The sequence below is a fragment of the Clostridium felsineum DSM 794 genome, from assembly GCF_002006355.2.
In the GTDB taxonomy this organism is placed as follows: Bacteria; Bacillota; Clostridia; order Clostridiales; family Clostridiaceae; genus Clostridium_S; species Clostridium_S felsineum.
On record NZ_CP096980.1, the window covers coordinates 95,955 to 109,063 of the forward strand.

The window sequence follows — 13,109 nt, forward strand, 5'->3', positions numbered from 1 at the left end:
TGTTTTATAAAAGATAAAAGCTTGTGAAGTAATGTTTTCACAAGCTTTTATCTTTATTTCATACTATTCTTCTGTATTTTGAGTATCTTTATTTTCTTCAGTATCTTCTATTTCTTCATCAACTTCTATTTGTTCAGCATCTTCTTTATTTATTTTAGCTATAGCCAAAACTTTTTCATCATCACTATTTCTCATCAAAGTTACACCCATAGCATTTCTGCTTGTAGTAGATATGTCTGAAACATTTATTCTTATAGCTATACCCAGGTTATTTATGAGCATAAGTTCGTCACCATTCTCTACCATCCTTACACCTACAACTTTTCCTGTCTTCTCAGAAACTTTGTATGTTATAAGTCCTTTTCCACCTCTATGCTGGCTCTTATACTCTGATACATGCGTTCTTTTACCAAAACCATTTTCACTTACTACTAAAACATCACTTTCTTCATTAGGTATTTCCATCCCTACTACAAAGTCATCCTCTTTAAGTGCTATACCCTTTACTCCAAGTGCATTTCTCCCTAAAGGTCTGACACCATTTTCATTAAATCTTATTGCAAGTCCTCTGTTAGTTACTATTATGATATCATCATTTCCTTTTGTTATCCTAACGGAAACTAATTCATCATCATCATTAAGATTTATTGCAATAAGACCACTCTTTCTTATGTTTTTATACATAACTATAGATGTCTTTTTGATTATTCCTTTCCTAGTACACATAACTAAGAAGCTTTCTTCATCAAATTCTTTAAGTGATATAACTGCTTGAATTTTTTCATTTGGATCAAGCTGCAGTAAATTTACAATGTTAGTTCCCTTTGCCGCTCTACCCGCTTCTGGAATTTGGTATGCCTTTAATTTATACATTCTTCCTTTGTTTGTGAAGAATAATATATTATTATGTGTTGATGTTATAAATATATTTTCAACAAAATCATCTTCTTTTGTTGTCATTGCTTGTATACCTCTTCCTCCTCTTTTCTGTGAAGTATAGGTATCAGCATTTATTCTCTTTATATAACCTGCATGTGTAAGAGTTATAACGACATTTTCTTCTTGTATTAAATCCTCTATATCTATGTCATTTTCTGCTCTTTCTATTGCAGTCTTTCTTTCATCGCCATACTTTTGCTTTATTTCATTAAGTTCATCTCTTATTATAGCGCGCACTTTATTTTCATCCGTAAGAATGCCCTTTAGTTCAGCTATTGTTTTCATTAATTCGTTGTATTCTTCTTCTATTTTTTCTCTTTCAAGACCTGTTAATCTTTGTAGTCTTAAATCAAGAATTGCTTGAGCTTGCTTTTCAGAAAGTGCAAACTTTTCCATAAGCCCCGTTTTTGCTTCCTGAGTTGTTTTAGAACCTCTTATCAAGCTTATCACTGCATCTATATTATCAAGCGCAATTTTTAATCCCTCTAAAATATGAGCTCTAGCAGAAGCTTTTTCAAGATCAAATTGTGTTCTTCTTGTTATAACTTCTTCTTGGAATTTAATATAATGCTCTAAAATTTGCTTTAAATTAAGAACTTCTGGTTTGTTATTCACTAATGCTAACATATTTATTCCAAAAGTATCTTGAAGCCTAGTATGCTTATATAACTGATTCAATATTATATTGGCATTTGCATCTTTTTTTATTTCTATTACGATTCTCATTCCATCTCTATCTGACTCGTCTCTGAGATCGCTTATTCCTATAACTCTTTTATCCTTAACAAGATCTGCAATACTTTCTACAAGTCTTGCTTTATTCACTTGATACGGTATTTCTGTAACTATAATCTTTTGTTTACCATTATCCTCTACTTCTATTTCACTTTTAGCTCTTACTGTTATTTTTCCTCTACCAGTTTCATATGCAGCTCTTATTCCGGATTTACCCATTATTATTCCTGCTGTAGGAAAATCTGGTCCCTTTATTTGTGCCATAAGTTCAAGAACTGTTAATTCTGGATTATCTATAAGCATTGTTATTCCATCTATAACTTCACCTAAATTGTGTGGTGGGATATTTGTAGCCATTCCAACAGCAATACCAGCAGAACCATTTACAAGTAAATTCGGAAATCTTGATGGTAAGACAACTGGCTCTTTCTCTTCACCATCAAAGTTAGGCATGAAATCTACAGTATTTTTTCCTATATCTCTTACCATTTCAATTGCAATTTTATTCATTTTGGCTTCTGTATATCTCATTGCAGCTGCAGAGTCACCATCAACAGAACCAAAATTTCCGTGTCCATCAACAACTGTATATCTTAAGTTGAAGTCTTGAGCTAATCTAACTAAAGCTCCATAAACCGATGAATCACCATGTGGATGGTACTTACCTAGAACGTCTCCGACTATTCTTGCACATTTTCTATATCCTTTTTCAGGCGTCAAACCTAATTCATGCATTGAATATAATATTCTTCTATGAACAGGCTTAAATCCATCTCTTACATCTGGAAGTGCACGGCTTACTATAACACTCATCGCATAATCTATATAACATTTTTTCATTTCACTGCTTATATCTACAGGCAAAACTTTTCCTTCATTTAGCATTCATCACACCTCTTTTAATCCCTTAAATATCAAGGTTAACAACTTTAGTAGCATTTTCTTCTATGAATTTTCTTCTTGGATCGACTTTATCACCCATAAGAATTGTGAAAATTTCATCTGCTGCCATAGCATCCTCTATGTTAACCTTTATTAACGTTCTTTGATCAGGATTCATAGTAGTCTCCCATAACTGTTCAGGATTCATTTCTCCTAGACCTTTGTATCTTTGAATATCGGTGCTCTTATCTTTACCACCAACATTCTGTAATACATCATCTAACTCTTTATCACTATAAGCATAATATTCTTTTCTAGCCTTACTTACCTTGTATAGTGGTGGCTGTGCTATAAATACATGACCCTCTGATATAAGTTCTGTCATATACCTATAGAAAAATGTAAGTATAAGCGTTCTTATATGTGCCCCATCAACATCGGCATCTGTCATAATTATAATCTTATGATATCTCAATTTAGATACATCAAAGTCTTTACCTATTCCCCCGCCAAAAGCTGTTGCCATAGCCTTTATTTCCTCTGAATTAAGTATTTTATCTATTCTCTGCTTTTCAACATTCATTATTTTACCTCTAAGTGGTAAAATAGCTTGGAACTGCCTGTTTCTACCTTGTTTGGCAGAACCACCAGCTGAATCTCCCTCGACAATATATATCTCACATTCCTCTGCATCTTTTGACGAACAATCAGCTAATTTTCCTGGAAGTGAAGTACTTTCAAGTACAGATTTTCTTCTAGTTATTTCTCTTGCTTTTTTGGCTGCTTCTCTTGCTCTTGATGCAACTAAAGCTTTATCAATAACGAGTTTACCTATTTGAGGATTTTCTTCAAGATAATTACTTACTCTTTCGCTTATTATACTATCAACTATACCTCTTACTTCAGTATTTCCAAGCTTAGTTTTTGTTTGCCCTTCAAACTGAGGTTCCGTAAGTTTAACAGAAACTACTGCTGTAAGCCCTTCTCTTATATCTTCCCCTGATAAATTCTTATCATTTTCTTTTAAATAGCCAAACTTCTTAGCATAATCATTTATTACTCTTGTTAATGCTGTTTTAAATCCAGCAAGATGTGTTCCACCTTCAATTGTGTGTATATTATTTGCAAAAGAAAATATACTTTCGTTATATCCATCATTGTATTGAAGTGCTATCTCAACAGAATAATTACCACCTGTTGAACCTTCTACATAAATTGGCTCTTTAAAAACAACTTCTTTATTTCTGTTTAAATATGACACAAATGACTTTAAGCCGCCTTCATAATGGAAAAGCTCATTTTTGTCATTTCTCTCATCAGTAAGTTGGATTTTTATTCCTTTGTTTAAAAATGCCAATTCCCTTAATCTTTGTGATAAAGTGTCATAATCATATTCTATATCTTCGAATATTTCAGGGTCTGGCTTAAAATATATTCTTGTTCCATGATCTTGACTATCACCTATTTTTTCAAAAGGTGATGCCACCTTACCCCTATGATATGTTTGTTTCCATATATGCCCTTCTGTCTTTACTTCAACCTCACAAGTTTCAGATAGTGCATTAACAACAGACGCACCAACTCCATGAAGTCCTCCTGATACTCTGTAAGCTCCACCTCCAAATTTTCCTCCTGCATGAAGTATAGTCATTATTACTTCTACAGTTGGCTTTTTCATTTTATGGTGTATTCCTACAGGCATACCTCTACCATCATCGGATACTGTTACTGAATTATCTTTATGTACAATAACTTTTATATGGCTGCAATATCCGGCTAAAGCTTCATCTATACTATTATCAACTATCTCATATACAAGATGATGTAAGCCCCGCGTACCAGTACTTCCTATGTACATTCCTGGTCTTTTTCTTACAGCTTCAAGACCTTCAAGAACCTGTATTTGACTTTCATCATAAATTTCATTTTTTTCTGACATTAGTATCCTCCTACTCTAACACTATTATGGTTCTAAATAAACAACCTCTGACCTTTTGCTTAACGTTGAAGATGAAATTGGTGATAAAAATATCTTACTTTTTTTATCTACTTCTGCAATAACAAATGATTTAGGTGCCTCATTGGTTATTCTTTCTACAAATCCATCTTCTTCTGACATTCTTAAAAATTGACTTGTATCTGCACTATACATAGTTGTTTCAATATCAAAAATTCCAATAACATCTTTTATTGGAACTACTACATTTTCGCCCAAGTGTAAAAACATGCTATTCCTCCTATTTTATTAATATTCAACAATTCTACCGTTATCGATTCTAAATACATTAAAATCATTTTTTAAATATTTTTTTATATCTCCCATTCCTGTACAAGTTATTACCGTTTGTATTCCTTCTAATGAGTTCAATATATATTCTTGCCTACTTTCATCTAATTCAGACAGAACATCATCAAGTAAAAGCACTGGTGTTTCACCTGAAATCTCTTTGATAATTTGAATTGAAGCAAATTTTATAGTCAAAACAGATGTCCTTTGCTGACCTTGAGACCCAAAACTCCTAGCATCTATGCCATTTATCTTTATGCTAAAATCATCTCTATGAGGTCCAATAGAAGTGTTTCCCTTTTCCATATCTCTTTTCTGGCTATCTCTGAACAAAGACAATAATTCCTCAGAAATATTTTCTTTTCCCTTAACATGAGTTAAATAAGAAAATTCAATTTCTTCATTTCCCTTTGTTATATCTGAATGTATTAATTTTCCCCTATTGTTCAATTGCTCTAAATAGTCTATTCTGCTTTTAATCAAAGAGCTGCCGAATTCACTTAATTGCTGATCATACACATTGATAATATCATTATTTAAAAATTTTTTATTTCTAAGTATAATATTTCGTTGTTCTAATATTTTGTTATATTGAACAAGTTTGTAATAATATCTGTGATCTAGTTTGGATATTTCCATATCTAAAAATTTTCTCCTGTAACCTGGAGATTCTTTTACAATTTTCAAATCTTCAGGTGAAAACATAACAACGTTAAATATTCCAAATAACTCAGATATCTTTTTTAATTTTATTGAATTAATGTTTATGCCTTTTTTTCCACCCTTGAAAATTTTTATTTCTATTTTTTTATCAAGTGGCTTTCGTGACATGTTTAACCTTATAAATGCTTCATCCTTATCCCACTTTATAAGATCTTTATCTTTACTAGTACGATGAGACTTTCCGAGGCTGCAATAAAAAATACTTTCAAGTATGTTAGTTTTTCCCTGTGCATTATTTCCGGTTAAAATATTAACTTTTTTATTAAATTCAATCTCTATATTATCATAATTCCTAAAATTATCTAAGTATAAATTTTTTATATACATAATAACACCTATTATTATATCATAAGTATCAATTCTAAGTCTAAATTATACTATTTTATAAGTTTTACCATCAAATTCTACACTATCACCCTTATATATTTTTTTACCTCTTCTTGTTTCTACTTCTCCATTTACTTTTACATCACCGTTTAATATATACATTTTTGCTTCAGATCCAAGGGTAACTGCACCACACCATTTGAGTAAAGAATCCAACTTTATAAATTCAGTATTAATACTTACTTCTTTCATAATTACTTTATTTCCTCCCAAAACACTTATTTTAAATTGTTGCCAACCTTACTGGCAGAATAAGGTATGTCGAATCATCATTTTCTTTATTTTTAATTATGCAAGGACTTATGCTACTTGAAAAGTTCATTACAATCTCATCTTCACTCATAATTTTAAGTACATCAATTAAATATTTTGAGTTAAATGCAATTTTTAAAGGTTGACCTTGCAAAATTATATTTATTTCTTCTCTTACGTTTCCCAATTGAGAATTGGATGTTATAATCATCACATCGTCCTCAATGTCTAATTTTATTAAATTATTATTTCCATCCTTAGCCATAAGAGATGCTCTCTCTATACAATTTAATAATTCTTCTTTTTTAGCACTAACATTTAAGTTGTATTCCTCTGGTATTATTGAGTTATATTTGATAAATTCACCTTCAAGTAATCTAGATATAACTTTAGTATTTCCAAGATTAAATAATATATGGTTTTCAGTAAATGTTATATTTACTTCTCCATCATCTTCAAGTATTTTAGTAACTTCATTAAGTGTTTTTCCTGGAATTACAGAATTTATGCTAATATCATTATCTATATATTGATTTCTTAGTGCTAGTCTGTATCCATCAATTGCTACTAAATTTAATTTTTTATCTTTAATCTCAAATAAAACTCCAGTTAATATTGGTCTTGTTTCATCCTGAGCAATTGCAAAGATAGTACCTTTTATCATATTCTTCAAGGTCTTCTGATTAATTTTAAATATTGAGTTTTCATCTATTTCAGGTAAACTTGGAAAATCATCTGGATTTAAATATACAAGTGTTAATTTAGATTTATTGCAAGTTATTTCAACACAATTATTTTCAATTGTTTGTATTTCAACTCTAGAATTAGGTAATTTTCTTATGATTTCGCTTAATAGTCTAGCATCTAAAACAACTTTTCCTTCTTCTAAAACTTCTACATTTATTTTAGTTTCAATACTTAAATCTATATCTGAACCAATCAAAGTAAGTTCACTATTTTCTGCCTTCATGAAAATACCTTGTAATACTGGCATTGTTGATTTTCCTGTAACAGCTTTTTGAGCTGTAATTATTGCTTCTTGTAATATATTTTTTTCACATATAAATTTCATTATAGTATCCTCCTTATTAACAGGTGTAAATAATAAAAAATAGATAAGGTATATAAAAAAACTAAGTAGTAATAGTAGTAGGGAGTGTGGATTTGTGAATAAGTGGATAAATCCAACAAAAATCAATGATTGCGAGAAAAAAATAACTGTGGATAAACTATTAATAATTACTTAACGTTATCAACATTGTTAACAAGCAAAGTAAAAAATAAAAAGTATCCACAATTTATTCTAAATAAATAATAAACAACTGTTATTATTTTGGAGAGAATCTCTTTGTAATTTCATTAATAGTATATTTTAAATCATTATCTTCTTTTAAAGCTGAAGATATTTTTTCGTAAGCATGAATTACTGTGGTATGATCTCTTCCACCAAAGGCCTCACCTATTTTAGGTAAAGACATATCAGTTAATTTTCTAGATAAATACATCGCTATTTGACGTGGAAAAGCTATATTCTTGGTACGTCTAGCTGACTTAAAGTCTTCCACTCTCAAATTAAAATAACTTGATACTACATCTTGAATTAAATCTATAGTTATTTGTTTGTTTTGTTTACTAGATATAATATCTTTAAGAGCTTCGGAAGCTAAATCAACGCTTATTTCTTTGTTAGTTAGAGATGAAAATGCAACAATTCGTATAAGGGCACCTTCAAGTTCTCTTATATTCGATTTTATTTGAGTTGCTATGTATACCATAACATCATTAGGTATGTTTAGATGCTCTACATCTGCCTTTTTCTTAAGTATTGCTATTCTAGTTTCAAAATCAGGAGCTTGTATATCAGCTATTAATCCCCACTCAAATCTTGAACGCAACCTATCTTCTAGTGTAGGGATTTCCTTTGGTGGTCTATCACTAGATAGGATAATTTGCTTATTGTTTTCATGTAAAGCGTTAAAAGTATGGAAAAATTCTTCTTGAGTACGTTCTTTTCCGGCAATAAATTGAACATCGTCTATTAAGAGTACATCTACATTTCTGTATTTGTTTCTAAACTCAACGTTCTTATCATCCTTTATTGAATTTATTAATTCATTTGTAAATTTTTCTGAAGAAACATACACAACTTTAGCTCTTGGATTATTATCAAGTATGTAGTGACCTATAGCTTGCATAAGATGAGTTTTTCCAAGACCCACTCCCCCATATATAAATAATGGATTGTAAGCTTTTGCAGGTGCTTCAGCAACAGCAAGACATGCAGCATGAGCAAATCTATTACTATTACCAATTACAAATGAATCAAATTTGTATTTTGGATTAAGCATAGAAGAACTAGTATCAGCGTTCATATTTGCTTCATCGATTTCTGGATCTTCATCAGTTTCCAAAGCTTCCTCAGAGGAAATTAAAAATACTATGTCATACTTTTTTGTAGTTATTATTTTCATAGAATTTATTATTAAATCTTTATATCGATTTTCAAGAATTTCCTTGGTAAATTGATTCGGAACACTAAGGCGTATACTATCTTTATCAATAGATATAGGAGTGATACTTTTTATCCAAGTGTTAAAGCTTACTTCTGTTAATTCACCTTTTATTATGTTAATGGTTTTTTGCCACAGTTCATTTAGTTGGGCAGCCATAGTATATCCTCCTGTCTAAAAAATTTATTTTTACTAAAAATTATTAACAAGTTACTAACATAAATATAAACAAAAATAAGTATACATTAGATGTTTTGACATATGCACTTAAAAATATTCACATGTGCATAAAAATGTTAATGCATTATTATGAAAAATAGTTATCCACAAATCTATAATAATAATATTAACACATAATTTGAATTGAGAAAATAATTAATAAAAACAAAAAAAATAAAAATAAAAACAAGTTATCAACAGACTTATACACAGATTGTGCATAACTTGTTTGAAAAAGAGTTATTAACAACCCATTCATAATAATAACAAAACAAAGTTGGGTATTCAAGAAATTATCCACAAAAAGTTTTTTTTATGTGAATAATTTATCAACAGAAGTAAAAAATTTAAGATATAAGTACTTAAGTTTTTGATATAATATTGGAAAATCGTTTTTCTTGACATTAGCTATATTGAAATATATAATTATAAAGTAAAACTTTAATTTGGAAAAAACGTATTTCTATAAAGTAGTAAATATTATTGAAGGGGGTGCATAGACATGTTTATGACATATCAGCCTAAAAAGAAACAAAGAAAAAAAGAGCATGGTTTTAGAAAAAGAATGAGTACTTTATCTGGAAGAAAAGTTCTTAGAAGAAGACGACTAAAAGGAAGAAAAAAATTGACAGCATAAGGCCGCGTTGTGTGGCCTTTTTCTGCAATTTAAGGAGCAGTTTTTTATGAAGGAAAACAGAATAAGAAAAAATGCTGAATTTAGAAGAGTGTATAGAAAAGGAAAGTCTTTTTCAAATAAATTGCTGGTTTTATATATCTATAAAAACTATATACTAAAGGATAATAATAGAATCGGAATATCAGTTAGTAAAAAAGTTGGTAAGAGTGTAATTAGAAGTAGAGTAAAAAGATTAATTGGAGAAAGTTATAGATTAAATTCTAGTAATTTAAAAAAAGGTTATGATTTTGTTATTATAGCTAGAACAGCTTGCAAAGGTAAACGTTATTTAGAGGTAGAGAACTCTATAAAAAATTTGTTTTTTAAGGCAGGCTTAGTTATAGATGATGAGAAAAATATTAATTAGATTAATAAAGTTTTATAAAGTATATTTGTCACCTCTTAAAAGAAATGCATGTTGTAAATTCACCCCAACTTGTTCACAGTATGCCATTGATGCTATAGAAAGATATGGAGCATTAAAGGGTGGTTTTATGGCTGTAAAAAGAATTTTAAGATGCAATCCCTTTTCAAAAGGTGGATATGACCCCGTTAAATAAATATTAGGAGGTTCTATTTTATATGTTTAAGATAACTGCCTTGAACAATCTATTTGTTCAGTTTTTTAATTCAATAAACAATTTTGTTTTTAGCATTATACCTAATAAAAATTATTCTTATGGTTTAGCAATAATACTTCTTACCATAATAATAAAGACTTTACTTATACCATTTAGTATAAAGCAAATAAAATCATCTGTGTTAATGAATGCATTACAACCGGATCTAAAAAAGCTTCAAACTAAGTATAAAAGTGATCCACAAAAAATGCAACAAGAAACTATGAAGTTGTATAAAGAGAAAAATGTTAATCCGTTTGGTGGATGTTTATTATTAATTATACAGTACCCTATATTAATTGCTTTATATTATGTGTTCTATAGTTTACATATAAAAGGCATAGGATTTTTATGGATTCATGATTTATCACAAAAAGCTACATTTAGCAATTGGACTACATGGATTTTACCTATAGTATCAGGTGCTACTACATATTTGTCAGGTATATTAACTATGCCTCCAAGTTCAGATCCTGCTCAAAGAAAACAAACAACTACTATGAATATTGGAATGTCTATTTTCTTATTATGGATGAGTTGGAACTTCAGCGCAGCACTAGTTTTATATTGGACTGTAAGTAACTTATTTCAAATGGCACAATCAAAGGTTATTATTACTACGGTAACAGCAAGACTAAAAGCTGAAAAAAATGAAGTGGAAGAAAATAATGAACTTGCATTAGAAAATGGGGATAACAATAAAAAAGGTAAGAAAAATAAGAAAAATAAATAGTTTATGTGGTTAATTTGTTTAGGGGGTAATTTAAAGTGAAAAGTGTTGAAACTATTGGAAAAACTGTAGATGACGCTGTTAAGAAAGCTTTAAGTGAATTAAAGGTAACAGAAGATAAGGTTGAAATTGAAGTTATTGATGAAGGTAGTAAAGGGCTTCTTAATATATTAGGAAAAAGAGAAGCTAAAGTTAAAGTTACCCTAAAAATAGACTATATAGAAGAAGTAAGAACATTTTTAAGAAAAGTTTTTCAAGATATGAATCTTGTTATTGAGATAATAACTAAAGAAGTTGATAATAATTTATTTGTAAATCTATCAGGAAAAAATATAGGACTACTTATAGGATATAGAGGAGAAACCCTTGATTCTTTGCAATATCTTGTGAATTTAGTTGCGAATAAAAATTGTGTTGACGGAAAATATAAAAGAGTTATAGTAGATACGGAAAACTATAGAGCCAAAAGAGAAGAGACATTAAAAAGATTGGCATTTAGAATTAGTAAAAGAGTAAAAGAAGAAAATAAGGCATTTCGATTGGAACCTATGAATCCATATGAAAGAAGGATAATTCATTCAGCCTTACAAAATGATAAATTTGTTAGAACTTATAGTGAAGGGGAAGAACCTCACCGAAGGGTTGTAATAGAGCTAAAAAAGTCCTGAATTAAAAAGAAAGCCCATCAAAAGGCTTTCTTTTTAATTTTAAGTAATTGAAGGGAGGATGTAGTAAGATAAAATTATATATCTTACTAATAAATATATGAAAGAATTTGATACAATAGCAGCAATATCAACGGCTGTTGGAAGTAGTGGTATTTCTATAATAAGGGTTTCAGGAAAAGAGGCTTTAAAAGTAGTAGATAAAATATTTAGAAGTAAAAATAAAAAAAGTATTATGGATATAGAAACTTACACTATGAGATATGGAAATATTGTTGAGTTAAACAATAATGATATAATAGATGAGGTTATTGTAAGCTTCATGAAGGGTCCCAAAAGCTTTACAGGTGAAAATGTTGTTGAGGTAAATTGTCATGGAGGTATATATCCCACCAAAAGAGTGTTAGAGGAGATTATAAAAGCTGGGGCAAGACTTGCTGAACCTGGGGAATTTACCAAACGAGCATTTTTGAATGGAAGACTTGATTTAAGTCAAGCAGAGGCTGTTATGGATATTATAAATTCAAAAACAGAATTGAGTATGAAATCGGCAGTTGCACAGTCGGAAGGTGCAATTTCCAGAGAAATAAACAAATTAAGACAAAATATACTTGAGATAATAGCACATATAGAAGCTACAGTTGACTATCCAGAGGACGATTTAGAAGAAGTTACATCAGAGACAGTTACAAAGGATATAAATAATATTGTAAAAGAAATAGATAGACTTATTATAAGCGCAGATGAAGGAAAAATATTAAGAGAAGGTCTTAATACAGTTATTATAGGTAAACCTAATGTTGGAAAATCATCATTATTGAATATGCTTTTAGATGAAAAAAGAGCAATAGTCACTGATATTCCCGGAACAACAAGGGATGTTATTGAAGAATATATAAGTATCGCTGGTATACCGATTAAAATAGTTGATACAGCGGGGATAAGGGAAACAGAGGACATTATTGAAAAAATTGGTGTAGAAAAGTCAAAAGAAAAAATGAAAGATGCAGATCTTATAATATATATGATAGATTCAAGCAGAAAAATAGATAATGAAGATTTAGAGATAATTAAATTTATTAAAAATAAAAAATACATTGTGCTTATAAATAAAGTTGACTTAAATAACGAAGAAGATAGAAGTAAGTTAAAAATATTAGAAAAAGGGAATATTATAGATTTTTCAGTAAAAGAAAAAATAGGATTAGATAAACTTAAAGTTACTATAGAAAATATGTTTTCAAGTGGTAGTATAGAGCAGAGTAGTACTATGATTACAAATACAAGACATAAACAGGCACTAATAAGAGCAAAAGAACATTGTAATGCGTCTTTAAGAGCACTCCAAGATACGTTAGCAATAGACTTAGCATCAATTGATATACGTAATGCGTGGATGGCACTTGGAGAAATAACAGGAGAAACTCTTCAAGAAGATTTAATTGATAAAATATTTAAAGATTTTTGTTTAGGAAAGTAGGAAA

The 13,109-nt window shown here is 29.6% G+C and carries 13 protein-coding genes; 6 read left to right on the top strand and 7 right to left on the bottom strand.

Going from position 1 to position 13,109, the window contains the following annotated elements:
* Nucleotides 1–63: 63 nt before the first annotated feature.
* The 7 genes from gyrA to dnaA form a co-directional block, all read right to left on the bottom strand.
* The gene (gyrA, locus tag CLFE_RS00500) at nt 64–2,559 is read right to left on the bottom strand and encodes a DNA gyrase subunit A (protein ID WP_077895346.1); all 2,496 of its coding nucleotides are present in this window, start codon (nt 2,557–2,559) and stop codon (nt 64–66) included.
* A gap of 22 nt (nt 2,560–2,581) precedes the next feature.
* Nucleotides 2,582–4,495, bottom strand: coding sequence for a DNA topoisomerase (ATP-hydrolyzing) subunit B (gene gyrB / locus CLFE_RS00505; RefSeq protein ID WP_077895345.1), 1,914 nt, complete (start codon nt 4,493–4,495; stop codon nt 2,582–2,584).
* A 24-nt stretch (nt 4,496–4,519) separates the two neighbouring features.
* Complete coding sequence (gene remB / locus CLFE_RS00510) at nt 4,520–4,783, bottom strand: extracellular matrix regulator RemB (protein WP_024026196.1); 264 nt, start codon at nt 4,781–4,783, stop codon at nt 4,520–4,522.
* Between the two features lie 18 nt (nt 4,784–4,801).
* A complete protein-coding gene (gene recF / locus CLFE_RS00515) occupies nt 4,802–5,893 on the bottom strand; it encodes a DNA replication/repair protein RecF (RefSeq protein ID WP_077895344.1) in 1,092 nt (363 codons plus the stop codon).
* A 45-nt stretch (nt 5,894–5,938) separates the two neighbouring features.
* On the bottom strand, nt 5,939–6,145 hold the full coding sequence (gene yaaA / locus CLFE_RS00520) for a S4 domain-containing protein YaaA (RefSeq protein WP_077834882.1): 207 nt from the start codon (nt 6,143–6,145) through the stop codon (nt 5,939–5,941).
* A gap of 31 nt (nt 6,146–6,176) precedes the next feature.
* Entirely contained in the window at nt 6,177–7,277 is a 1,101-nt protein-coding gene (gene dnaN / locus CLFE_RS00525) for a DNA polymerase III subunit beta (RefSeq protein ID WP_077895343.1), read from the bottom strand.
* A 256-nt stretch (nt 7,278–7,533) separates the two neighbouring features.
* On the bottom strand, nt 7,534–8,874 hold the full coding sequence (dnaA, locus tag CLFE_RS00530; RefSeq protein WP_077895342.1) for a chromosomal replication initiator protein DnaA: 1,341 nt from the start codon (nt 8,872–8,874) through the stop codon (nt 7,534–7,536).
* A gap of 562 nt (nt 8,875–9,436) precedes the next feature.
* On the opposite strand from dnaA, the gene rpmH reads away from it, so the two are divergent.
* From rpmH to mnmE, 6 genes are all read left to right on the top strand, one after another.
* On the top strand, nt 9,437–9,571 hold the full coding sequence (rpmH, locus tag CLFE_RS00535; RefSeq protein WP_077834879.1) for a 50S ribosomal protein L34: 135 nt from the start codon (nt 9,437–9,439) through the stop codon (nt 9,569–9,571).
* A gap of 46 nt (nt 9,572–9,617) precedes the next feature.
* Nucleotides 9,618–9,977, top strand: coding sequence for a ribonuclease P protein component (rnpA, locus tag CLFE_RS00540; RefSeq protein ID WP_077834878.1), 360 nt, complete (start codon nt 9,618–9,620; stop codon nt 9,975–9,977).
* A complete protein-coding gene (gene yidD / locus CLFE_RS00545; protein WP_077834877.1) occupies nt 9,955–10,170 on the top strand; it encodes a membrane protein insertion efficiency factor YidD in 216 nt (71 codons plus the stop codon). The genes rnpA and yidD overlap by 23 nt, the downstream gene beginning before the upstream one ends.
* Nucleotides 10,171–10,192: 22 nt before the next feature.
* A complete protein-coding gene (yidC, locus tag CLFE_RS00550) occupies nt 10,193–10,963 on the top strand; it encodes a membrane protein insertase YidC (protein WP_077834876.1) in 771 nt (256 codons plus the stop codon).
* Between the two features lie 35 nt (nt 10,964–10,998).
* Nucleotides 10,999–11,628 (top strand): RNA-binding cell elongation regulator Jag/EloR, encoded by a 630-nt coding sequence (jag, locus tag CLFE_RS00555; RefSeq protein WP_077834875.1) that lies wholly within the window; start codon nt 10,999–11,001, stop codon nt 11,626–11,628.
* A 97-nt stretch (nt 11,629–11,725) separates the two neighbouring features.
* Nucleotides 11,726–13,105 carry a tRNA uridine-5-carboxymethylaminomethyl(34) synthesis GTPase MnmE gene (gene mnmE / locus CLFE_RS00560; RefSeq protein WP_077895341.1) on the top strand — a complete coding sequence of 460 codons (1,380 nt, stop codon included), beginning with the start codon at nt 11,726–11,728 and terminating at the stop codon, nt 13,103–13,105.
* Nucleotides 13,106–13,109: the final 4 nt, after the last annotated feature.